This is a genomic window from Methylotenera sp. (assembly GCF_029945705.1).
Lineage (GTDB): Bacteria > Pseudomonadota > Gammaproteobacteria > Burkholderiales > Methylophilaceae > Methylotenera.
In genome coordinates this window covers 1-23,507 of sequence record NZ_JAQSDC010000045.1, presented here as the reverse complement: position 1 = coordinate 23,507, position 23,507 = coordinate 1, and the positions used below count along the sequence as shown (strand labels likewise).

Annotated in this window: 18 protein-coding genes; 11 read left to right on the top strand and 7 right to left on the bottom strand. The window is 41.5% G+C overall.

The genetic code is table 11. The features are described from left to right. The first annotated feature begins 58 nt into the window (after nt 1-58). The 4 genes from ylqF (at nt 59) to PSU78_RS09565 (ending at nt 5,381) form a co-directional block, all read left to right on the top strand. On the top strand, nt 59-1,003 hold the full coding sequence (gene ylqF, locus PSU78_RS09580; RefSeq protein WP_300387424.1) for a ribosome biogenesis GTPase YlqF: 945 nt from the start codon (nt 59-61) through the stop codon (nt 1,001-1,003). An 86-nt stretch (nt 1,004-1,089) separates the two neighbouring features. Then, entirely contained in the window at nt 1,090-2,595 is a 1,506-nt protein-coding gene (locus tag PSU78_RS09575; RefSeq protein ID WP_300387422.1) for a DUF4118 domain-containing protein, read from the top strand. Beyond that, nucleotides 2,585-3,271, top strand: a complete 687-nt coding sequence (locus tag PSU78_RS09570; protein WP_300387420.1) for a winged helix-turn-helix domain-containing protein — start codon at nt 2,585-2,587, stop codon at nt 3,269-3,271. Before PSU78_RS09575 ends, PSU78_RS09570 begins: the two co-directional genes overlap by 11 nt. A 232-nt stretch (nt 3,272-3,503) precedes the next feature. Further along, nucleotides 3,504-5,381: a potassium transporter Kup gene (locus PSU78_RS09565; protein WP_300387418.1), complete on the top strand. Its 1,878-nt coding sequence runs from the start codon at nt 3,504-3,506 to the stop codon at nt 5,379-5,381. Nucleotides 5,382-5,601: 220 nt separating this feature from the next. On the opposite strand, the gene PSU78_RS09560 is transcribed toward PSU78_RS09565, so the two are convergent. Together PSU78_RS09560 and PSU78_RS09555 are read right to left on the bottom strand one after the other, a co-directional pair. After that, nucleotides 5,602-7,137: a hypothetical protein gene (locus tag PSU78_RS09560; protein ID WP_300387416.1), complete on the bottom strand. Its 1,536-nt coding sequence runs from the start codon at nt 7,135-7,137 to the stop codon at nt 5,602-5,604. Nucleotides 7,138-7,217: 80 nt separating this feature from the next. Further along, complete coding sequence (locus PSU78_RS09555; protein ID WP_300387414.1) at nt 7,218-7,490, bottom strand: hypothetical protein; 273 nt, start codon at nt 7,488-7,490, stop codon at nt 7,218-7,220. 141 nt (nt 7,491-7,631) lie between these two features. Here PSU78_RS09555 and PSU78_RS09550 point away from each other — a divergent pair, with 141 nt between their 5' ends. Then, nucleotides 7,632-9,671 carry a UvrD-helicase domain-containing protein gene (locus PSU78_RS09550; protein WP_300387412.1) on the top strand — a complete coding sequence of 680 codons (2,040 nt, stop codon included), beginning with the start codon at nt 7,632-7,634 and terminating at the stop codon, nt 9,669-9,671. A 209-nt stretch (nt 9,672-9,880) separates the two neighbouring features. Beyond that, nucleotides 9,881-11,968, top strand: a complete 2,088-nt coding sequence (locus PSU78_RS09545) for an AsmA family protein (protein WP_300387410.1) — start codon at nt 9,881-9,883, stop codon at nt 11,966-11,968. Nucleotides 11,969-12,092: 124 nt separating this feature from the next. Here PSU78_RS09545 and PSU78_RS09540 read toward each other — a convergent pair whose 3' ends face one another. After that, nucleotides 12,093-13,118: a catalase family peroxidase gene (locus PSU78_RS09540; RefSeq protein ID WP_300387408.1), complete on the bottom strand. Its 1,026-nt coding sequence runs from the start codon at nt 13,116-13,118 to the stop codon at nt 12,093-12,095. Nucleotides 13,119-13,178: 60 nt separating this feature from the next. Further along, nucleotides 13,179-13,655 carry a MarR family winged helix-turn-helix transcriptional regulator gene (locus tag PSU78_RS09535; protein ID WP_300387406.1) on the bottom strand — a complete coding sequence of 159 codons (477 nt, stop codon included), beginning with the start codon at nt 13,653-13,655 and terminating at the stop codon, nt 13,179-13,181. 253 nt (nt 13,656-13,908) lie between these two features. Between PSU78_RS09535 and PSU78_RS09530 the strand changes: the two genes are divergently transcribed. Beyond that, nucleotides 13,909-15,819 carry an ATP-binding cassette domain-containing protein gene (locus tag PSU78_RS09530; RefSeq protein WP_300387404.1) on the top strand — a complete coding sequence of 637 codons (1,911 nt, stop codon included), beginning with the start codon at nt 13,909-13,911 and terminating at the stop codon, nt 15,817-15,819. Between the two features lie 76 nt (nt 15,820-15,895). On the opposite strand, the gene PSU78_RS09525 is transcribed toward PSU78_RS09530, so the two are convergent. After that, complete coding sequence (locus PSU78_RS09525; RefSeq protein WP_300387402.1) at nt 15,896-16,111, bottom strand: hypothetical protein; 216 nt, start codon at nt 16,109-16,111, stop codon at nt 15,896-15,898. Nucleotides 16,112-16,377: 266 nt separating this feature from the next. On the opposite strand from PSU78_RS09525, the gene PSU78_RS09520 reads away from it, so the two are divergent. Continuing rightward, nucleotides 16,378-17,010: an AAA family ATPase gene (locus tag PSU78_RS09520; protein WP_300387400.1), complete on the top strand. Its 633-nt coding sequence runs from the start codon at nt 16,378-16,380 to the stop codon at nt 17,008-17,010. Nucleotides 17,011-17,176: 166 nt separating this feature from the next. Here PSU78_RS09520 and PSU78_RS09515 read toward each other — a convergent pair whose 3' ends face one another. Beyond that, nucleotides 17,177-17,782, bottom strand: coding sequence for a TetR/AcrR family transcriptional regulator (locus tag PSU78_RS09515; RefSeq protein WP_300387399.1), 606 nt, complete (start codon nt 17,780-17,782; stop codon nt 17,177-17,179). A 133-nt stretch (nt 17,783-17,915) separates the two neighbouring features. Here PSU78_RS09515 and PSU78_RS09510 point away from each other — a divergent pair, with 133 nt between their 5' ends. The 3 genes from PSU78_RS09510 to fabF all read left to right on the top strand — a co-directional run bounded on the left by PSU78_RS09510 (nt 17,916) and on the right by fabF (nt 21,611). After that, on the top strand, nt 17,916-18,821 hold the full coding sequence (locus tag PSU78_RS09510; RefSeq protein WP_300387398.1) for an alpha/beta hydrolase: 906 nt from the start codon (nt 17,916-17,918) through the stop codon (nt 18,819-18,821). An 86-nt stretch (nt 18,822-18,907) separates the two neighbouring features. Next, nucleotides 18,908-20,323 (top strand): DHA2 family efflux MFS transporter permease subunit, encoded by a 1,416-nt coding sequence (locus tag PSU78_RS09505; protein ID WP_300387396.1) that lies wholly within the window; start codon nt 18,908-18,910, stop codon nt 20,321-20,323. Between the two features lie 16 nt (nt 20,324-20,339). Further along, nucleotides 20,340-21,611 (top strand): beta-ketoacyl-ACP synthase II, encoded by a 1,272-nt coding sequence (gene fabF / locus PSU78_RS09500; RefSeq protein ID WP_300387395.1) that lies wholly within the window; start codon nt 20,340-20,342, stop codon nt 21,609-21,611. Between the two features lie 437 nt (nt 21,612-22,048). Here fabF and PSU78_RS09495 read toward each other — a convergent pair whose 3' ends face one another. Next, a complete protein-coding gene (locus PSU78_RS09495) occupies nt 22,049-23,257 on the bottom strand; it encodes a hypothetical protein (protein WP_300387393.1) in 1,209 nt (402 codons plus the stop codon). Nucleotides 23,258-23,507: the final 250 nt, after the last annotated feature.

The following is a 23,507-nucleotide window of genomic DNA, read 5'->3' as shown; positions in this document are numbered from 1 at the left end:
GACCAAAATTATTGAGTAACGAAGTATTGTGACAACATTTTTAATTTTGAGGTATTAAATGGCAATTCAATGGTATCCGGGGCACATGACCCAAGCACGCAAAAAAGCCGAAGAAACAATGGAATTTATGGACATTGTGATTGAGGTGCTAGATGCGCGCGTGCCTGAGGCGAGCCATAATCCCGTGATTAACGAAATGCGTTTGTTTCGCCAGCGCCCTAACTTAAAAATACTCAATAAATCTGACTTAGCAGACCCCAAAGCCACCGAAGCTTGGTTAAATTACTTTAACCGCCAACCCAATACAAAAGCGGTTGCACTTTCGTGCAAAAAAGCAGGCGAAGCCAATAAAATTCTAAAGCATTGTTTGGCACTTACGCCGCACCGTGGCACACACTTAAAGCCATTGCGCATGATGATTATGGGCATTCCTAACGTGGGTAAATCAACGCTGATGAACGCCCTGCTTAACCGTCGTGTCGCTAAGGTGGGCGACGAACCAGCAGTGACTAAAAGCCAGCAACGCTTTGACATTAGTGAAACTATGAGCATTACCGACACGCCCGGCATGATGTGGCCAAAAATTCAATATGAAAGCGACGGCTACATGCTTGCCGCCAGCCATGCAATTGGTCGTAACGCGGTGATTGATGAAGATGTTGCAACTTTCCTAGCCAACAACTTACTTAAAACTTACCCCGCGCTGATCAATGCACGCTACAAACTAGATACCATGAAACATGAAGGTGGATTTTTAGATGTGCTGAAAATGGACGGTGTAGATTTACTCGAAGCCATCGCCAAACGTCGCTCATATAAACGCCACGATGGTTTATGGGATATGGAAAAAACTGCAGTTGCATTCTTAACCGATTACCGCAGCGGCGCGATTGGCAGAATTAGTTTAGAAACGCCATTAAGCCGCAGTGAAATGATGCAGGCTTTTGAACCGAATGTTGTGGATGATGCGGCTTCAGAAGTCAATGAGGATGAGGACATTTAAAGCAACACGCTTACGCATGCATGTTTATGCGATTGATACACATAAACCGTAAACTCTGATTTATTGTATGAATTAGGAGCCTAAAAATGCAAAAACAGGGTTTACAGTTATTGGGTATGCTTGTTTTATTGGCAATAGTGACTGCCTTTAATTACAACTTTTTCGCTTCTTTAGGCATTACTGGGGTAACCCTGTTAAATTTGCTGGTAGTCGTCACAGCTGCTTATTTTTGTGAGTTCTTTGTCGCATTAAGCACGGCCTTTCTGGCTTTTTTAGCTATTAATTACTTTTTCACAGAGCCACGCTATACCTTTGAAGTTGCACATGCACAATCATGGACAAGTCTAGTTAGCTTTCTTATCGTTTCCACCGTCATTACATCGCTGGTTAAGCAGCTAAAGTTTCAATCACAACAAGCACTTATCAATGCTCAACGTGCAGAATTTGCCAGAACCCTTGCCGAGCGGTTAGCACTCGCAAACAATATTGATAATCTGTTGTTAGATACTTGCACATTACTGCAAAAAGAATTCAATAAACCATTCGCTATCGCCATACCGCAGCTAGCAAACTCAATAGAGTCAAAATACAGCTATAGCTTGAGTATTCAATCGGATGTAATAACAGCGCCAGATATGCGATTATTGAATTGGGTTTCAGAAAGTGGCAAACCCATTAGCCCTTACACTGACTACTGGACTGAATCTATCACTCAATCAAAACAGTGGTTGCTACCTTTCAGCCGCTTACCAAGCGTTGATCCTATTTTAGTCGTCGATAAAGTCGATAATGAGGAAGGTATCGAAACCTACTCAGCTATTAAATCTTGTGTAGATCAAATTTCGCAAGCTTATCAACGTCTCATCAATAGTGAAAAAGCACAGCTTGCAGAGTTAGCAATTCAAGAAGAAGCAATTCAGAATGCCTTATTGGCATCAATTTCGCACGATATGCGCACACCCCTCACCTCAATATTAGGTGCTGCGACCACCTTACAACAATCTAATTTGAATACAGAGCAATCAGCACAATTAACCTCACTAATTGCTTCTCAAAGCCGATACTTAGCGAATACTACCGAAAATATACTCTCGCTTATTCGCCTAGAATCTCATTCGGCTGAACCTATTCCTATGGATTGGCAATCGCCTGAAGAGCTTGTTGGCATCGTCTGCGAGTTGTATAAAAACCGTGGTGAACCACTCAGTATTGAGGTCAACATGAGTGAATCTGAACTGTTAATCAAAGGTAATGCCAACCTATTAACTCAAGCGCTAGTTAATTTAATTGATAACGCAAAGCAAGCTTATGAAGGTGATGGGCCGATACTGATTGAAATCAGTCAAGTAGATAAAATGCTGAACATTAGCGTAAAAGATCGGGGTAAAGGCTTTGCTGAAGAAACAGATTTATTATCTATTAAAAAATTCACGACAACTAAAGCTAAAGGTTTTGGTTTAGGGCTTTCTATTGTGCAAGCAATCGCTAAATCACACGGCGCAAATTTCATCCTCAGCAATAGAGATGGCGGTGGTGCATGCGCCACCTTAAGCTTTATCGCGCCAGAAGAAGGTGTTGTTGATGTCCAATAACCATATTCTAGTGATTGAAGATGACTTGCAGATCAGTCAATTTCTACAATCTAGCTTAAAGGCTAATGGCTACCACACCCTATGTGCGCACACCATTGCTGAAGGTAAGCGTTTGTTGAGTGCAAACAAACCTGCATTGTTGATATTGGATTTAAATCTGCCTGATGGCGATGGTAGGGAGTTAATTTCATACGTTCGCTTGAATTCAGATATTCCAATACTTGTACTCTCTGCGCGCCAAGCTGAGCAAGAAAAAGTAGATTGTTTTAACGATGGTGCTGATGATTACTTAGCCAAGCCTTTTGGCGTGAATGAGCTGCTTGCCAGAGTTAAAGTAGCACTCAAACGCACGGCAATGATGTCATTGCGAGATGATGTATATCACGTAGGTGAGTTAACTATTGATACCATCAATTCCACCGTGTTATTAAATGAACAGCCTGTGCATTTAACCCCAATCGAGTTTAAATTGCTTTTCATATTAGTGACAAAACCAGGGAAAGTATTTACACATCGCCAATTACTGACTGACGTTTGGGGCGCTGAGTATGTCGATGACACCCATTACTTGCGTATCCATATGGGGAGATTACGTGCCCGTTTAGAAAAAACTCCGGCTACGCCACGCTACATATTGACCGAAGCTGGCATAGGCTACAGACTTACCGCAACTTAAATTAAGTGAGTGCTTTGCTCGAATCGGCTTAACACGTTATTTTAATAAAACTATCAATCATTCGTCACTCCGGTGAAAACGGGAATGACAGTATTTTAAGGTTTTTATTACAACCAACTCAATTCTTGGGTTCATGCAAATACCTCAAAAGTTCAATTTTGTTTATGTGATTGATACACCCAGCCTGTTTTAATGATCTTGTCTCATTTATACAAGGCATTTAAAACACATTATGAATACCAACATAAAATCCAAAAGTCTGGCAGCGCTGACTTTAGGGGCTATCGGCGTAGTTTACGGCGACATTGGAACAAGCCCTTTGTACACCATTCAAGTCATCTTTAGCGACGCTACAGGAATCGTGCTAAATCAAGCGAACATCATTGGCGCCATCTCCGCCGTACTCTGGGCGTTGATGTTAGTCGTGATGTTGAAATACGTCATACTGGTATTACGCGCAGATAATCGAGGTGAAGGTGGTGTGATGGCTTTGCTGGCACTTGCTATCTCAAGTGCTAGTGCCGCACCAAATCGTAAAAAAATACTAATGGCTTTAGGCGTATTTGGTGCAGCCTTATTTTATGGCGATAGCATACTCACGCCCGCCATCTCGGTACTTTCTGCGGTTGAAGGGTTAGAGCTAATCAAGCCAGAGCTATCTAAATTTGTGATACCAATTGCGCTAACCATTCTAATCTCACTTTTTGCCGTTCAAAAATATGGCACAAACACGGTTGGTAAGTTCTTTGGGCCTATTGTTATCGTTTGGTTTGTCACATTAGGCATTACTGGCGTGCATCACATACTGCAAAACCCTGTGATTCTTAATGCATTGAATCCAATCTATGCGTTTCACTTTTTAGCGGACCGTGGCACTGGCGTATTTTTAGCCGTAGGTGCTGTCACATTAGCCATTACTGGAGCAGAAGCGCTTTATGCCGACATGGGGCACTTTGGTAGACCAGCCATACGCATTGCGTGGACATGCTTAGTTTTTCCATGTTTAGCGCTTAACTATCTTGGTCAAGGTGCATTACTACTCACAACGCCAGCGGCCGTGAGCAATCCGTTCTATCTATCGTTCCCACAAGAATGGTTAATGCCAGTAGTGATACTGGCAACAATGGCGACGATCATTGCCTCTCAAGCGGTTATTTCAGGTACTTACTCCATCACGCAGCAAGCCATACAACTTGGCTTTTTACCGAGAATGCAAATATTGCATACCTCAGCAAGTGAATCAGGCCAAATTTATGTACCCGCAATCAATTGGTTATTGTTGGCTGCAGTCATCATGCTGACCATCGCTTTTCAAAATTCATCGGCCATTGCCTCAGCCTATGGTATTGCTGTGACAGGCACCATGCTGATTACAACGATACTCACCTACTTTGTGATACGCCATAATTGGAAATACCCTATTTGGCTAGCATTGAGCGCAACCATTGCCTTCTTTGCCTTAGACTTACTATTACTGACCTCTTGCTCAGCTAAGTTCTTTAAAGGTGGATGGTTCCCAATCGCGCTTGGCATAAGCTTAGTCACTATTATGTGGACGTGGAAACAAGGTCGTGAAATTTTGCTGCAACACATTCACGAAGATGATCCTAAACTTGAAGATTTTGTTAAAAATATCACTAGAGATACCAAAGCAAGAGTCGAGCGTACCGCGATATTCCTCTGTGCAAACCAAGATACCGTGCCGCAAGCGCTGATGCATAATTTAAAACATAATCAAGTGTTACATCAAACAAATCTGATACTCACGGTAGAGTTTGCCGACACCCCCACTGTAGAAAAAGAACAACGGGTAGCAATTAAAGAGATTGGCGCGGGCTTCTGGCAAGTGAAATTACACTATGGCTTTATGGAAACGCCCAACATTCCTAAAACACTTTCAGAAAGTAATTTGGTCGGTATTTCAATCGACCCATTCACCACCTCATACTTTATCAGCCGAGAAACAGTCATTTCTGGCCCTGGTGGAAAGATGGCGAAATGGCGTGATGATTTATTTGCATTAATGTCGCGAAATGCAGGTAGCGTAGTTGGATATTTCAATATTCCCAGCAATAGCGTGATTGAATTAGGCAGTCGAGTACATATTTAAACTTATTCATTTTTTTAGTCAGCGGCTTACTAAGTTCAATATCTAACTTACTGACACGTTTAGGCGTTTGTGGGCCGTAGGCGTTCACAAACGCCAAGATGGTTTATGGAATATGGAAAGAACCACAGTGACATTTTTGACTGCATATATTTGATGACAGGGCTTCTGATGAAATGAAGATGATGCGACTTAAGCTGCCAACAAGGTCAATCATCAAGCTTTAATTTTTCGCTTGTGGATATGCATTGGCAATGCTCAACCATTCTGCATTCCTAGCTAAGCACTCTTCTCTAAATTTATCCGAATTACCAAGCTCACACCGTAACTTTATGGTAGGGAAGTATTTTTCAGTTAAGGTGTAAAGCGTCGCCATCCGCTGCACACCAACCCATTTTCTATCTAATGGCTCTAATTTTCCAGGGCTGGCAATATTTAATATTACTCGGCGGACATCTGTGCCAATTCTCACTTTGAAAGTCATTTCCATAGCGTGACACGCGCCAAAATCGCCACAAATACCATGGTCATAGTCTGCTACAGTCCAGTCATAAAATCCAGTTTTTTTAAGGTCACTTAAGAATCTTTGTACGGTTTTTGGTGGCACCTTCATATATAGGTCTTTATAGGGGGCTCCATAAGAAGCTCTTGGTACACCAAATAACACACGCCCATCTTTATATACTTCCAATCCAGCATATTCAAAAATTGGCATTGGAGATTGTGCTAACTCTTTTCTAATTTCAACTATCCAATCAGGCAACTCATTATTTTTATTTAATAAAATTTCATTTTCTTTTTTCCAGTCACCCCAAACTGCGTAAAGTTGTGGCGCAGCCAATTTTAATGTTCCATTTTCACTCATCTCACGTAAGCAAGAGCGTGATTGAGTATAATCACGCTCACTTATGCCCATTAATGCCCACAAATAGGCTTGCTTTAATATGGCTTGGTTATCAGTTGTACTCTTGCTTAAAAATTTGCACATTTGACTGGCAAATAAATCAATGCCGCTGGCAATGTTAGTATCGTAGCTTTTAGCGGCACGCTTAAGCCAATAATTACCTTTTACTTCATTTTTATTTTGGCAAATAGGTTCTTTTGATTGGTACTGACAACCATAGTGAGCATCATTATCAGAGTCTTTTCCGACGTTCATGTATTGAAGCCCAAGCATCATTTGTATTTCAGCATCGCCAGCCTCAGCATGCTGCGCCACACTGGAAGAAAGAGCCGAGGCATTTAACATGGTAAATTGACTGCCACGCTTAATATATTCATCATCAATTTGACGCTGTGCCTTTGAAAACTCGTCATTGCTAAGTTTGATGTCTTGTTTTAAAGGTTCAATTTGCTTACCAAGACTTAACATAAAGAAATCTTGGTAAAAAGCGCTATTCCTACGCAAGTAATATTGCACATCTAGATTACTGTTATTGCTTGCTTGAACCAGTAACTCACGTAATTGATTCCTTTGTGATTTAGTTAGAATAGCTTTAAGTGTTGTTTTGCTACCGTCAGAAACGTAATCAGATGAAAAGGAATCTAAATTCATCGCGTAAAAAAATAACATTAAGCCATCGTTGTTTTTTGTTTTTACTGCATCTTCTACTTGGGCTAACAACTCTTCACTATTGCGTTTCTGGTAAGCTTCAATAGCTAGTCTAAAATCTGCCGAGGCATTAAACGAAAAAAAAATACAAAAGATAGTTAATAAGGTTATCAATAGGTGGTGAAAGGATATTATGTTTTTATTCATATTTTAATTCAGCCAAATTTTAGGTTAACAAAAAACACTAAGGTAAAAAATCAATGAGGACAAACTCCTTATGGTTATACTTATTCGCTTTTTTTAGTCAGCTGCTTACTAAACTCAATATCTAGCTTACTGACACGTTTAGGCGTTTGTGGGCCGTAGGCATTCACAAACACCACAAACTCTTCCATCATCATTGGCTCGCATAAACGAGTTGAGTCGCCACCGCCAGTGGCTAGCAGCAAGCTAAACATTGCGCCACTATTCATAGACATTGAATAATTTTCGTTGCCGCTACGTTTTTTTAGTCTATCAATCGCGGCACTGGCTCTGGTAGATCTTGCGCTTGATCGCATGCGATTCCTTTAGCTTTTAAGTGCTTATTTTTAAGCCAGTAATTATGGCATGCTTTAATCATTTAATTGATAGCTTGTTAGAGCCTTAAACGTTAAAATCTAAAGCTTAAGTTTCACTCAAAAAATTCAAAAAAGCACTGCATGTTAAATTCCTTAAATTCTCCGCAGCGCGACGCCGTTAAATATCTCGATGGTCCATTGCTGGTGTTGGCTGGTGCTGGCAGCGGCAAAACGTGCGTGATTACGCAAAAAATCAGTTATTTGATTGATGAAGCAGGCTATTCACCTAAAGAAATTGCCGCCATCACCTTTACCAACAAAGCTGCGCGTGAGATGCAGGAACGTGTGGGTAAGCTCATGGTAGGGAAAAACATCAAAGGCTTAACTATTGCAACGTTTCACTCGCTTGGTTTGCAAATGCTGCGCGCTGAAGCTTCGCTACTTGGCTATAAACCGCAATTTTCAATATTGGATTCATCCGATAGTTTTAAAATTCTTGCAGATATTTTAGCGACCACGGATAAGCAATTATTACGCAAAACACAATCGCAAATTTCACACTGGAAAAATGGTTTTGTTAACCCAGATCAAGCTAAAGCCACAGCTGAAGAGGAACTTACGCACGCCGCAGCAAAGGTTTATCAGCTATATCAGCAAACATTAAAAGCTTATCAAGCGGTTGATTTTGATGACTTGATTAAACTACCAGTTGAGTTGTTTGATGAACATGAAACTGCATTGAATAAATGGCAGCGAAAACTACAATATTTACTGATTGATGAATACCAAGATACCAACGCTTGCCAATATAAGCTGGTGAAAATGCTAACAGGCGTACGTGGGCAATTTACCGCTGTGGGTGACGATGACCAAGCCATTTACGGCTGGCGCGGTGCGGACGTAGAGAATTTACGCCAACTCACCGAAGACTTTAGCAAGTTAAAAGTCATCAAGCTAGAGCAGAATTACCGTTCTACGATTCGTATTTTGCGCGGCGCAAACGCGGTGATTGCCAACAACCCGAAGCTTTTTGAAAAGAAACTTTGGAGCGATTTAGGCACGGGTGATTTAATTCAGGTGTCTGCCGCTATGAGCGAGGAGGCAGAAGCCGAATCTGTAATTATGAAGCTGCAAGCGCACAAGTTTGAAAACCGCACCAAGTTTTTGGACTACGCTATTCTTTACCGCGGCAATCACCAAGCGCGTATCTTTGAGCAATACCTGCGTAATCACAAAATCCCTTACACCATTTCAGGTGGTCAATCATTTTTCGATAAAACCGAGATTAAAGATTTAATCAGTTACTTACGTTTAGTAGCAAATGAAGATGATGACCCTGCTTTCATCCGCGCGGCAACCACACCGAAAAAAGGCATTGGTAACACTACACTTGAACGTTTAGGCGAATTTGCCAGCTTGCACAAAATATCACTGTTTGCTGCGGCGTTTGAGGGTGACTTTCAAAATGACATTGGCAATAAGCAATTAGAAGACTTACTCAACTTTTGCACCTACATTCAGAAAATTCAAGAACGTGCTGTGCGTGACCCAGCTGGCGAAGTATTGAATGACTTACTCACCACCATACAATATGAAGCATTTTTGTATGACAGCGATGAGCCTCGCGCTGCTGAAAGCAAATGGAAGAATGTACTGGATTTTATTGGCTGGCTAACCAAAAAAGGGGAAGCAAGTACTGAATTTGGCAACGAGACCGAAGGTAAAAATTTACTAGAACTCACCCAAATGGTATCGCTGATGAGCATGTTGGAGGGCCGTGAAGATGGTGAACCTGATGCAGTTAAGTTATCAACCCTGCACGCCGCTAAAGGTTTGGAGTTTGGTCATGTGTTTTTAATTGGCGTTGAAGAAGGCATATTGCCGCACCGCGAAAGTATAGATTTAGGCGTTGCAGACCCCACAAAAATTGAAGAAGAGCGTCGTCTGATGTATGTGGGCATCACCCGCGCACAAAAATCACTGAATATTTCATGGTGTAAAAAACGCAAGCGCGCAGGTGAGATGCAAATGTGCGAACCTAGCCGTTTTATCGCGGAACTACCCAAAGATGATGTGCGTCATTTTGGTAACCCATTTAATAAAGATCCTGAAGCCAGTAAAGAATTTGGTAAATCTAAAATGGCAAATATTAAAGCCATGCTGGGCAATAAAACCTATTAACTGTCTAGTGACGCTGTAAGCCATTTCTGACATGAATATCATCTTTATTTCGACTGTACCAAGTCTAGAAGTCAAGTATAACTAGACCTTATAGTGCTGTAATAATGTAGATTTACTTATAAACCTCACACACCCAATTTTCTTGTAGGGTGTGGTGTTTAGCGATATAAACTGCATCAATGACTTTAAGAATAATAAAGGTATTTAATATGACCGATGAACTTCAAACAGAAGTAGCAGACAATCATTCAAACTCAACGGTTATTAGTAAAAAGTTTACTTTCGCTAAATTTTCGTTAGTTTTTGTTGGCTTATTTATTCTTTCAATCGTGGTTTGCGAGGTTTTGGGTTGGCCTTTCTTAAAAGAGCCTGTCGAGCGATTTGCAAGTAAGCAATTAGAACGTACGGTAAGAATCGATGCGCCATTCAAGCTTAAGTTACTGGGTGGCGTTAAGTTAGAGGTGGGTGGTTTATTTATATCTGCCCCCAAAGCGTTTGATATACCCCATTTTATTGAAACTAAAAATATCACTCTGAATTTACGCTATAGCGATTTATTCAAATTCAAAAACTCTAATCAATTACGCATTAAGTCTCTACGTGTTAATCAAATCGATGCCCAGCTTTTGCGCCGTGAAGATGGTTCTACCACTTGGCAGTTTAGTGATGATAAGACTAAGCCAGATAGTCCCTTCCCTATTATTGAAATCTTAATCGTACAAAACGGCGCCGCGAAAATTACTGACCCTCAAACACAAGTCGATCTAGTTGCAAAATTTCATACAGATGAAGGCTTATCCAATAAAGTGGCTAACTCTACTATTGAGATAGAAGGCAAGCTGCTAAAGAAATCCATAAAAGGTAAATTAATCACAGATGGTTTTCTTCCAATTGCGACGAATGATAGCGACGCTTCACCCATCGCATCTAAAGCTTGGCTTGAATATTCAACCTTGCGCGCAGATTTTGCTGGTACTGTTTCTGACTTACTAGGCAAACATAATGTTAAAGGTAAACTGTCTGTTAAAGGCCCTTCGCTATCGATACTCGGTAATTTAGTGAATGTGGTTTTACCGACAACCGATAAATTCTCGCTTAATACCTTACTTGAAAATGATGGTGAAGTATGGCTTGCTAATGCAGTTTCTGCCCACGTAGGTAAAAGTGATTTAAACGGCAATTTTAGTTATGACCCTAGACCAGCGAGGCCTTTACTTAAAGGAAATATAAGCGGAAAACATTTTTTTCTTGCTGACTTGGCGCCCGCCTTTGGTACAAAAAATGCTGATGGGTCTATGGCCACTCCAAGCAATGGCAAAGTACTGCCTGATCGCCCGCTAGATTTGCCTTCATTGAATAAAATGGATGCGCAAATTGATGTAAATCTGACTTATGTAGACTTAGGCAATGCGTTTTCGCGACCAATTTCACCATTAAAAGCAGATCTGCTACTAGAAAACGGAAAGTTATCACTCTCGAAAATCGATGCGCGTACTGCTGATGGCAGCATTGCTGGCTTAATCTCGATAGATACACATCTTGCGAAGGCTACAACATTAGCAAGTACCGCTGATGTATTAAAAGCTGAAAGTAAAGCCGTATCGTTGCCCACGTGGAATATTAATCTGCGCTGGAAAGATATTGACGTAGAAAAATGGTTAACGGTCTCTACCGACCCGAAAAAACAAGCGAAATCAGAAGGGAAAAAAGAAACCCCACCCTCTTATGTCACAGGTACGCTCAATGGTAAAACCAAACTAACGGGGAGAGGTAACTCAACCGCCGAGATGCTGAGCTCACTAGATGGCGACGTGTCTATCTTTATCAATAAAGGCACAATTTCACACTTAATTATTGAGGCAGTTGGATTAGATATTGCGCAAGGATTAGGTATTTTACTGACCAAAGACAACGCCTTACCAATGAACTGTGCGGTGATGGATTTAAGTACTAAAAATGGCCTTGCTACGCCTAAAATGGCATTGGTGGATACACCCGTGACCTTAATTCTAATAGATGGTAATGTGAATATTGCCAAAGAAGCATTGGATTTGCGCATGGTAGCAAAACCTAAAAATATTTCGCCGTTCACAGTACGTTCGCCGATTCATGTGAAGGGTACTTTTAAGAATCCAGATGTTTCAATTGAGAAAACACCGATTGTGGCGCGTATATTAGGTAGTGTTGCGTTGGCTTTGATTGCGCCTCCCGCTGCTATTTTGCCGTTTTTAGATGCTGGTTCTGGCAAAAAATCACCTTGTGATCAAAGCTTGGCGGAGTTTAACGAAAAGCCTTAACTTAAACTCTTACTTAGCGACTTGCTTCAGCAATAACAATTGATTAAGGCTAATTGAGCATTTATTTGACATGGCACTTCGAATAAATGCTCGCTACTAAGCTAAATTATTATTGACCTAAAGATTACTGACCTAGGCGTCTACCATAACTCACTGCGTAAGCTGAAGGACGAGCTAACAATATTGGATCATCAGAAGCATCGATACCATCCACTAACACCAGCGGATTAAACATCGTCGCCTTTTCAAATTTTACGCCATTAGCATCTACATTTTTAAGTGTAAGCGTTCCTAACTCAACTTGCTTTCTTGTTTCTGGCCATACCACTGTAGGGTCGTTCACAACATCCCCTTTATCAGCCAATTGCACCGCAATTTTAAATTTAGCTGGGGCTTTGCTTAAACGCACTGGCAGTTCGTCCATCAAATAGTTTGGCGATTCTTTAGCTGCCTGTTCTTTTGTTAAAAACTCTGCGCCGTTAATTGGAGTAATGCGATAACGGCCATACTGTGTCTCACCTTTTGCATTAGTAAATTTAAACGCATTTACGCCATAAAAACTTTCTGTAGCAAAACTAACAGGCGCTGGCTTCGGCATTTGCACAAAAGCCAGTGCTGCTGGGTGTGATCCTAAAAATTGTTCAACGGGTGTTGGTTTTGCAGCGTCTGGGCCGCTCGACGCTATTGAGTTAAGTAACCCTAAAAAGTCTTCAGGTTTTGCGGCTGGAAAGCCGTTGGTAGAAATGCTCACAATATCCGTATATGCGCCATCTGCTAGCTGAAAACGAATCGCGATGCCTTTAGGAAAAGCATTGCCATCTGCATCTGGAATGGTTGGTAAACCTGTGGCATCTGAAAAACGGACAGTCACTGGGCTAGGTTTTGCTTGCAAATGCACCGCTTTACTTAGACTGGCAGCTGACTTGGCAGGGACAAACTCACCTTGCACAACAATGCCTTTTGCATGATTAGCACGATAACCTTTGTATGGACCACCTGATAATTTAGTGAGTGTGTTTACAATCTGCTCCACAACAGGTTTGTCGCTTTCAGCTGTACTAGCTTCTTCCGCATAAGCATTTGAAATGCTCAACACGAGCATTGAGAGTGCTAAGCCTTTGATATTTAATAACGAGCGTTTGGTGTTCATGATGTTCTCCTAGATTTTAATAAAGTGAAATGTATAAAGCTAATGAATATATTCTAATGACTATGTTGCTAATTTATTAATCAAACTAGTTCTTAATAAAATGAGTTGGCTATTGAGCTCTTTTAGCTCGGTGAGTGTGCAACCTGTGCTGCAAGCAATGTGTGTGTGAACATCTGCTGCCTGAGCTTGTAATAACTGACCCTGCTCAGTCAGTGTAATAATCACTCTGCGCTCATCTTCAGTTGCGCGTTGACGTTGAATTAAACCCTGCTTCTCCAAGCGCTTAAGCAATGGTGTTAGCGTGCCAGAGTCAGAAAATAATCGCTCGCCGATACTATTAACGGTCACACCATCTTTTTCCCATAGCACCAATAACACCAAATATTGCGGATACGTCAGCTTGAGCTTTGCTAACAAAGGTTTATAGGTTTTTGTCATACTCAATGAGGCAGAATAAAGCGCAAAGCACAGTTGCAAATCTACATTTAAAACTTTAGCAGTTGAGTCGCTATCTTGAGGTGACGTTATATTTTCCATTGCTTTACTTTTCATTACATTTAATTTCCATGAAGCAAATCATATATCACAATTAAATTGTGTACAATATAATTGTGATATATTAAAAAATAAGCTTGAATTTATATATAAGCAAGCAATGTATAATGCTGATATTTAGAAAATCTTATAGATTCAAGCAACACAGATTAAATTACAGTCGCATTCGTCACACATTTAACAAAACAATCCTGAATGTCTTAATAAAGACCACAGCACTGAAAGTAACAGAATCATGCCTTACATTACATTAGATAACGCTTCACTCGCCTTTGGGCATCATGCACTTTTAGACAAAGCCTCATTTCAATTGGATGCTGGCGAGCGTGTAGGCCTGATTGGTCGCAATGGCGCAGGTAAATCCAGCTTATTAAAAGCCATCGCAGGCACCATTAAGCTAGATGAAGGCACCGTATGGCGCTCACCCAGCGCACGAGTAGTCTATGTGCCGCAAGAGCCTGAGTTAGATACCACACACACAGTATTTGAAGCGGTCGCTGAAGGTTTGGGCGGCCTGCAACAAACCATTATTGACTATCATCAAGTGACCCATGATATGGGTATGCCAGATGCAGACATTGATGCTTTGATGACGAAAATGCAACATCTACAGCATGATTTAGATACGCAAAATGGCTGGGCAGCGCAGTCACGCGTTGAAACCGTGCTGAGTCGCCTGAACTTAGATGCCGATGCGCTAGTGTCCACCTTATCAGGCGGTTGGCGTAAACGTGTTGCTTTAGGCCGCGCACTAGTAGCTGAGCCTGAAGTGTTATTGCTGGATGAGCCAACCAATCACCTTGATTTAGAAGCGATTGAATGGCTTGAAGAGTTATTGCTGAGCTTTAACGGTTGCGTGTTATTCATCACCCATGACCGTCGCTTTTTGAATAGGCTTGCGACGCGCATTACTGAATTAGACCGTGGCATTCTCACAGACTTTGTTGGTAATTTTGCAGATTATCAAATTAAAAAAGAAGAGTTGGTCGCGGTAGAAGAAGTTCACGCAGCTAAGTTTGATAAGTTTTTAGCGCAAGAAGAAGTGTGGATACGCCAAGGCATTAAAGCGCGCCGCACCCGAAATGAAGGCCGTGTACGCCGTTTAGAAGCCTTGCGCTTAGATCGAGCAGCTCGTCGTGAGCGCCAAGGCAATGTAAAACTGAATCTAGATGCGGGTGAACGCAGCGGTAAATTGGTAGCCGAACTAGACAATGTAAGCAAAGCTTACGGCAATAGAACGTTGATTAGCAATTTTAGCACGCGTATTTTACGTGGTGACAAAATCGGCCTACTCGGTCCGAACGGTATTGGTAAAACCACCCTACTCAAGCTTATTTTAGGTGATATTGAAGCCGATAGCGGCAATGTGGAACGTGGCACCAAAATCAACGTCGCGTATTTTGACCAAATGCGCGAACAGTTGGATGAAGAGGCAACACTCGCAGATACCATTAGCCCGGGTTCAGATTTCGTAGAAATCGGCAACGAACGTAAACATGTGATTAGCTATTTAGAAGACTTTCTATTTCCGCCACAACGCTCACGCTCACCTGTAAAATCGCTGTCTGGTGGCGAACGTAACCGCTTATTACTGGCCCGTTTGTTTGCCCGCCCTGCCAATGTATTGGTCCTAGATGAGCCAACGAATGACTTAGATATTGACACGCTAGAACTGCTCGAAAGCTTGCTACAAGAGTTTGCAGGCACTCTATTCTTAGTCAGCCATGATCGTGCATTTTTAGAAAATACCGTGACGCAAGTGATTGCTTTTGAAGGCAACGCGGTGCTCACTGAATTTGGTGGTGGCTATGATGATTGGCAACGTTACACGCAACAGCGCTTAGAAGAGAAAAAATCACAACAAGCTCAAGCTGCTAAATCAAATGCTAAGCCTGCTAACACGACACAAACTAAACCAAGCGCAAAACTAAGTTTTAAAGAGGAAAAAGAACTCGCGGCAATTCCAGCAGAAATTGAGAAGCTAGAGTTAGAGCAAGCAAGCATCAATAAGCAACTGGCTGATGGTGAACTCTATAAGTCACAAGCTGTGTTAGTTAAAACATTGCAAGCTAGACTTATTGAAATTGAAGGTTTCTTAGAAAAATCACTTGCTCGTTGGGAAGAGCTAGACGCTAAAAATCTGTAACATTTAGATGCTATAAAGAGTTTGAAGCTATCAACGCAGTGGCATTTTTAAAATGTCACTGCTTGAAAACATATTATTAGCTTGATGATTTTTTATCTTTTTTATCTTTTTGGTTCATCTCAATGCGCTTTTCACGCCATTCGGTTAACTGCTCATCATCAAGCTCAAGCTGTATCGCTAACACCTCTATTAAGCTAAGTTTCTTTTCCTCTTCCCTACGCGTTAACTTAGTGCGCATTCTACTTTGTAATCTTTCAACTTCTTCCTGAGATAAGTTTTTTGCTTTTTCCATGTATTCTTCACTAGCGTATTTAATTTTCAAGTCGTACTCCCCAGATTTTTAATACTCAAATATAACAGCAACAGCCAAAATAGTATAATTAACCAACCGCTTACTTTTGTGACATATTTATGAAGATTTCATATTAACTTCACAGCTCTATAATAAAGGCTGTGTGCGGATTTCAAGTATACCTCTCGTAATAAACAAGTCAGCCATTAATGGTCTAAATGCAGTATGATTTGATAACTTAAATTTCAAAAATTTGGAGCTTATGCATGAGAAATATCTTAATCGCCAACTCAAAAGGCGGTAGTGGTAAAACGACCATCGCTACAAATCTAGCTGGTTATTTCGCCTCTGTAGGTGGACTAGTGCTGCTATCCGATTTAGATCGTCAACAATCATCTACTCATTGGGTGCAGCGTAGAGCAGCAGAGTTACCCATCATTCATACAAGTAACCCGCGCAGCAAGCCATTATCAATAGCCCCTGATTGGATTATTACCGACTCCCCAGGAGGTTTTCGTGATGAAAAGCTATCTGACGCAGTGAAGCAAGCCGATTGCATTATCGTTCCCATTCAGCCATCAGCCTTTGACATTGGCGCTACCACTGATTTTTTAGATTTACTCGCAGAAGAAAAAGCCATACGCAAGAACAAAACTTTTGTAGCATTAGTCGGCATGCGTGTTAATAGCCGCACAAATGCCGCTGCCACACTGGCAGAGTTTATGGAACAAACAGGTTTTCCAATACTTACCTATCTTCGTAACGCACAGGTGTACGCCACAGCAGCTGAACAAGGCGCCAGCCTTTTTGATATGCGCCCTTCACTTGTCGCTCAAGATATTGAGCAATGGGCGCCATTGCTTGATTGGGTAAATGAAACGACTGCCAATGAAAGATAAGCCAAGTTAATCTAAATGTCTTTAAGCCGTAATTATCAAAATATGTCATCAGGCAACTTCGGGCCTGTAGCACGCTCATAATTTATGTTGCACATCATTGGAGCAATACTCTCAATTAATATTGGCATGTAATGATCAGCGTCTTATTCATTGCATTAATCTGCCCCTATTTTGGCCAAACATTTAGGGCTATATTGACTACTTTTACGAGATCTTCTTTAGTTGCGCCGCTCGTTGCTTGCACTGACATACCTTGGTGTAGTATCGCAAGATATTTGGCTAAATCTTTTGCTACTGCATTTTCAGGTAAATCACCTGCTAATCTGGCTTTTTCAAAACGCTCCGCTAATAAATTTTCATATGAATTTCTGTAGTTAATGAGTATATCTTTGACTAAATCTGCGCTCTCACCACTTGATAATGCAGCTTGTACAATCATGCAACCTTTTGGGTGAGACGGTTCAGTTAAAAATTCAGCAGCTTTCAATAAAAAACTCTCAGCCACTTTTCGGGCAGTAGGTTCGTTAACAACGTCTCGCACAAAAGAGACTGGACCAGCAGCGTATTTAGAAAGCGCCTTTTTAAATAGCTCCTCTTTATTTCCAAATGCAGAATAAAGACTGGGCTTATTGATACCTAGTGTTTCTGTCAACTCAGCAATAGAGGCACCTTCATAGCCTCTATTCCAGAAGATCTGCATCGCCTTACCTAACGCTTCATCTTGATCAAAAATCCTAGGGCGACCTCGCATTTTTTTTACATCAGCTTCCATTATTAATACTTTCAATTTAATTAATATACCAATTGTTACAAAAAAAGATTGACAAGGCAAGCGCTACTGAATTATATTTAAATACCAATTGGTATTTAAATAATAAATACCATTAAAATTAAAGGAGAAAATCATGAATAAACTCTTAAAATCACTAATGCTAATAGCTGCGACATTTTCTGTCATAGAACCTAGCATCGCCTTGGCTGAAGATAAGCTTGAAACTACTGCGACTAAATACATAGAAGCGAATGGCGTTAAGTTTTCATATCGTACGCTGGGCCCAAAGTCAGGAACGCCATTGGTATTTCTGCAGCACTTTACTGGCAATATGGATGCTTGGGATCCTGCGGTCGTGAATGCATTTGCTAAGACACGACCAGTCATTGTATTTAACAATAGAGGTGTTGGCGCTACCGATGGCGTAGTGGCAGATAATGTTGAACAAATGACTACTGATGCCTATGCATTTATTCAAGCATTAGGCTACAAGCAAGTGGATTTACTTGGCTTCTCTATGGGTGGCTTTATCGCGCAACAACTAGCAGCTAAACATCCTGAATTAGTGCGTAAAGTCATCTTAGCTGGCACGACTCATCAAGGTGGTGGAAATAATTTAATGAAAGTATTGGGCGAAGCATTTTCAAGACAAAATGCACCAGATCCACGAGATTATCTATTTTTCTCTCAGTCTGAGGTAGGTAAAAAAGCGGCAGCAGAATTCTTGTCTAGAGTATACGCAAGAAAAGAAGGTCGTGACCCTGAGAGTGGCAAAGCAATTGCTGATGCACATGGTAAAGCGCTGATTGTGTTTACTAGTACACCAGATCCTGAATTCAACACATTAAAAGCAATCAATCAACCAGTGTTGGTTGTCACTGGTAATAACGACACCATGTTGCCGACTGAAGGTTCAATCACCATGTATAAACATCTTAAAAATGCCCAATTAGTACTTTACCCTGACTCAAACCATGGTTCTATTTTTCAGTATCACGACTCGTTTGTTAACACAGCAAACTTTTTCTTAAATCACTAACATTTAACATGGCATTTAACATAGCCACTCTCGTATGAGCTGTGGCTAGTTTCACCAACTATTTAAATTTAGCATTGAGATAACTCATGAAATCAACAGCGCAAACATATGCACCTACAGTTAAACAAATGCCAACGGCATGGCGCGTATTTGCCATTGCAAGCATTGCTATTTTCATGTCGTCACTCGACACCACCATTCTTTATGCTGGTTTCAATAATATTCTGCGCAGTTTCCCTTCATCGTCAGCAGCTGACTTATCTTGGGCAATGAGCGGCTATTCAATTGTTTATGCGGCCATGCTGATTCCTGCGGGTGGCATTGCGGATAAATACGGTAGAAAAAAAGTATTTATGTTCGGTACCATGCTGTTTATTACCGCCTCATTAGCATGTGGCGTATCGCCCTCAGTTTTTTGGTTAATCGTCGCCAGAGTATTTCAATCAATAGGCGCGTGCTTACTCACCCCCGCAGCATTGGCTTTGGTGCTAGAGGCATTCCCTAGAGAAAAACGCATGGTTGCCATGGGCGCATGGGGTGCAGTGGGTGCTTTAGCTGCCGCGTTAGGCCCTGGTATTGGGTCATTTATCATTGATGTTGGCGGCTGGGAGTGGGCATTTTTCATCAATATCCCTATTGGCTTATTTTGCATATGGCAAAGTTTTACAATTCTGCATGAGTCGGTACAACCCAGAGAAAAGATGCGCTTGGATTTAGTCGGCATGCTTCAATTAATTATTGGGGTTGGTGCCATAGCCTTTGGCATTGTTGAAATGAAGTCAGCCAATTGGAGTCAATCCGAATTGATTGGCATCATCGTGCTGGGACTAGTCATCATTTTAAGTTATATCCCTTGGGCAAAAATCAACCCTGAGCCATTGTTTGATCTCAGTTTATTTAAAAATAAAACCTTTTTATTTGCAAATCTAGCTGGCATTTCTTTTGGCATTGCATTCTCCATTATGTTTTTCTCTTTCTTTTTTTGGATGAAAAATATATGGCATTACAGCCTCACTATGGCAGGTACCGCTATTATGCCAGGGCCACTGATGGTGGTACCAACCGCCATAATATCGGGAAAAATTGCATCCAAAATTGGTCACAGGCCGCTTTTAATCACTGGGGCCATAACCTATGCCTTAAGTGGATTATGGTATTTGTTAATCCCTGATCAAAGCCCCGACTATATCAGCGAGTGGTTGCCAGGTTTGCTATTGAGTGGCATTTCAGTGGGCTTGGTAATGCCTTCGTTATCCGCAGCGGCTGTCTTTGGCTTACCGCCAAAAGACTACGCCGTAGGCTCTGCTATCAACAATGCAGTGCGCCAAATTGGCGCAGTGATTGGCGTCTCAATTACCGTGCTTTTACTGGCAAAGTCACCGCTACAAATAGCAGATTTCAAACCTACATATTCCATTCATATTGCTTTAGCGTTGATGACAGCGATGTTGTGCATACCTATAAACACGCACCCTAAACAGTTATCAGATAAAGCTAAATAATTAAAAGGATCATCATATGAAAAGAATTGTTGTTACTGGTATGGGCGCCGTGAGCCCTTTGGGGACGGGTGTTGATTTAGCTTGGAAACACCTGCTAGAAGGTAAATCAGGCATTTCAACACTGCCTGATGCATTAGCTATAGGCAGCCCTGTGACTATCGCTGGCTGGGTAAAGTCCAGCGAAGAAGATCCTGTGTTTGGCGTTGATTTATTAAAAACCATTAGCCCCAAAGAGCTACGTAGAATTGATAGGTTTATCCAATTTGCGTTGATAGCCTCAGAAGAAGCCATCAACCAAGCTGGCTGGAAGCCACAAAATACACTGCAAAGTGAGCGAACCGCTACCATTATTGCTTCTGGAATAGGCGGATTCCCCGCCATTGCAAATGCCGTGCGAAAAACTGAGCAAGAAGGGGTTGAAAGGTTATCGCCTTTTACTATTCCCTCATTTTTAGTCAACCTTGCGGCGGGTCAAGTAGCGCTTAAATATCAATTTAAAGGACCACTTGGCGCACCTGTAACAGCATGTGCAGCAGGTGTTCAAGCCATTGGCGATGCAGCCAGACTAATACAGTCAGGTGAAGCCGATATTGTGATTTGCGGCGGAGCAGAAGCCTGTATCGACAAAGTGAGTCTTGGTGGTTTTGCAGCGGCCAAGGCACTCAGCACCAATTATCTTAATTCTCCAGAGTTGGCTTCCAGACCCTTTGATGTGAATCGTGATGGCTTTGTAATGGGCGAAGGCGCTGGTATCTTGGTGATTGAATCGTATGAACATGCGATGGCAAGAGGTGCAACACCATTGGCTGAGCTAGTTGGCTATGGAACAACCTCAGATGCCTATCATATTACCTCAAGCCCTGAGGATGGCTCTGGAGCAGCACGGGCTATGTCTATAGCACTCAATCAAGCAGGGTTAAATCCTGATGCGATTAACCATATTAATGCACATGCAACCTCTACTCCTGTAGGCGATGCGGGCGAGTTGGCGGCTATCAAACGTGTTTTTGGCACTCACCAGTCAAAGCCTGCAATCAGCGCAACTAAATCTTCAACAGGGCATTTACTAGGTGCTGCAGGTGGGCTTGAAGCGATATTTACCATTAAAGCCATACAAACGCAGTGCTGCCCGCCTACGATTAATTTAGATCAGGCAGATGAACGTGCTGATGGACTCAAGATAGTCGGTAAAAATCCACTCCCTCAAAAGATTGAATATGCATTATCAAATGGATTTGGTTTTGGTGGAGTGAATGCTTCGGTGATTTTCAAACGATTTAATTCTTGAAATAACATATCAAAAGTTAGGTAGTACCTGAGGTTAATTTGTGTAATGAAAATGTTAGCTTATTAGGATGCTAAAGATGCAGCCAAACGCATTAGCACATCGGGTTCCATATGGGGCATTAGGCAATTTCAGCAGTTGGGTACCCCTTAGCCCCTTGGAGTTCTTTCAATAACTGTACGGAAATTAGTCGAATGGCACAAACTAATCCCAAAGTTGAAAAATGAAAGTACATTAATTTCGGTATTGTTGATTTACTCTGCCTACTATTTATCAAAGCGGCAGCACAATCAAGAGTCTTACAATGTAAAGCCTATGCAAAGATGCATTTAAAGTGAACTCACGTTTACACCTTCGATATTTAGTAAACTGCTTATAAAAAAAGCCACTAATTCTAGTGGCCCTTTTTTTAAAGCTGAGTTTAACTTAATGCTAACTAACTATTCCAGATTACAGCCTCCTTTACAAGGCAAACCCGTAGTTGCGCTGAAAATATCACCCACAGTTTTTGTACCAATGGCCTGCTGCACTGTAACCACTGTTTTACCAATAATCGCTGCGGCTGAGGCATCCGTACCCTTAATTACACCTACAAGCGTAGCATCCACCTTGCCGCCTGTTACAAAGCCTACACCCGCTACGCCTGCGCCTGTTACGCTGTTGCTTGCAAGTGTGCTGCCAGAAATATTTCCAGCTGCTGCAAAGCCATTTTGAGCTTTTGCATATCCAGTTTCATTATTGTAATGACTGTAATCATTAGATGATGACCATGTACCATTCCAAGTAGCGTTTTGGAAGTTAACCGCAATCGCTACCCGAGAGCCCATAAAGCTACCGCCGCTAAAGTTATAGGTTTGACCTAAACGCACTTGCTCTGCAATTTGTGTTGCCGAAACAGGTTTACCATAGAAATACTGACCGTTGCTAGTATTATTGCCAATTGAACTTGTACTATAAGAGTTATTATTTGCAACACCATTATATGTACTACCTAGGTAAGCATTAAAAGATGTATTGTCATTTTCACTGTTAACATAAGAATTACCATAAGTATCTCCCCAATAATAAGAAGTAACATTGGTACTTAAGTCTGGGGCACTATCGTTAATATTAAACGCTGCACCATCGTAAGTACCGGTGACCACCAGCTTGCCATTGTAATGGTTTGTATCTTGAACATAGTAAGGCTTTCCATCTGACCAAGGATAAACCTCGCCCACATAATGGCTGTGCTCATCTAAGCGTTCTGGGCCCTGAGTTACATCAAAATGTATAGTACCCGCGGTCGTCGCATTGTAATAGCCACTACCACCGTTGCAATTGTAATAACAAAGCGTATAGCCTACATAACCGCCAGTATCAGCAGCGTTAGCAGTCACAAACTGACCATTATCAATACCTACAAGCCTTTGGTCTGTTGGGATGCTTTTACCTGTATTATTTTGCGCAGTGTTAAAGTTTTGCACCGAGATGTTGCCTATGCCAGCATCTCCACCACTTGATGGGCCTGCTGCTGTAGCGGCATCCCAATAGCCCCACTCATGTACAGAATCCGCTTGCGCAATATTGCTTACCATTAATTGACTTAGTGCTACAGCAACTGCTAAAGCAACTGATGATGATGTACGTACGACTGGTTTGTTGTTCAATTTAAACTCCTTAGATGTTTTCAGTAATGTTCTTAATTTTTGTTTTTACTACTTTGTTGCCACCACTAATCTTGACACTCTATAGATTCAAAGCAAGCAGTATGCCAACACATAATATTCTTATGTAAATTAAAGTAAAATTGGCGCGGGTGTTAGCATACAGCTTTATAGAGATAATAGATTGACACTTAAAAGTGTTGCGTATTACGGCTATCGTGACCGATCAAAACGGACTATCGTGACCAGTTGC

Bases quoted from the DNA above. Each gene is read 5' to 3' on its own strand.
- PSU78_RS09515 (WP_300387399.1), bottom strand. From the start codon at position 17,782: ATGGAAGCTGATGTAAAAAAAATGCGAGGTCGCCCTAGGATTTTTGAT.
- PSU78_RS09520 (WP_300387400.1), top strand. From the start codon at position 16,378: ATGAGAAATATCTTAATCGCCAACTCAAAAGGCGGTAGTGGTAAAACG.
- PSU78_RS09510 (WP_300387398.1), top strand. From the start codon at position 17,916: ATGAATAAACTCTTAAAATCACTAATGCTAATAGCTGCGACATTTTCT.
- PSU78_RS09555 (WP_300387414.1), bottom strand. From the start codon at position 7,490: ATGCGATCAAGCGCAAGATCTACCAGAGCCAGTGCCGCGATTGATAGA.
- fabF (WP_300387395.1), top strand. From the start codon at position 20,340: ATGAAAAGAATTGTTGTTACTGGTATGGGCGCCGTGAGCCCTTTGGGG.
- PSU78_RS09570 (WP_300387420.1), top strand. From the start codon at position 2,585: ATGTCCAATAACCATATTCTAGTGATTGAAGATGACTTGCAGATCAGT.
- PSU78_RS09575 (WP_300387422.1), top strand. From the start codon at position 1,090: ATGCAAAAACAGGGTTTACAGTTATTGGGTATGCTTGTTTTATTGGCA.
- PSU78_RS09505 (WP_300387396.1), top strand. From the start codon at position 18,908: ATGAAATCAACAGCGCAAACATATGCACCTACAGTTAAACAAATGCCA.
- PSU78_RS09530 (WP_300387404.1), top strand. From the start codon at position 13,909: ATGCCTTACATTACATTAGATAACGCTTCACTCGCCTTTGGGCATCAT.
- ylqF (WP_300387424.1), top strand. From the start codon at position 59: ATGGCAATTCAATGGTATCCGGGGCACATGACCCAAGCACGCAAAAAA.
- PSU78_RS09540 (WP_300387408.1), bottom strand. From the start codon at position 13,118: ATGAACACCAAACGCTCGTTATTAAATATCAAAGGCTTAGCACTCTCA.
- PSU78_RS09550 (WP_300387412.1), top strand. From the start codon at position 7,632: ATGTTAAATTCCTTAAATTCTCCGCAGCGCGACGCCGTTAAATATCTC.
- PSU78_RS09565 (WP_300387418.1), top strand. From the start codon at position 3,504: ATGAATACCAACATAAAATCCAAAAGTCTGGCAGCGCTGACTTTAGGG.
- PSU78_RS09525 (WP_300387402.1), bottom strand. From the start codon at position 16,111: ATGGAAAAAGCAAAAAACTTATCTCAGGAAGAAGTTGAAAGATTACAA.
- PSU78_RS09535 (WP_300387406.1), bottom strand. From the start codon at position 13,655: ATGGAAAATATAACGTCACCTCAAGATAGCGACTCAACTGCTAAAGTT.
- PSU78_RS09545 (WP_300387410.1), top strand. From the start codon at position 9,881: ATGACCGATGAACTTCAAACAGAAGTAGCAGACAATCATTCAAACTCA.
- PSU78_RS09560 (WP_300387416.1), bottom strand. From the start codon at position 7,137: ATGAATAAAAACATAATATCCTTTCACCACCTATTGATAACCTTATTA.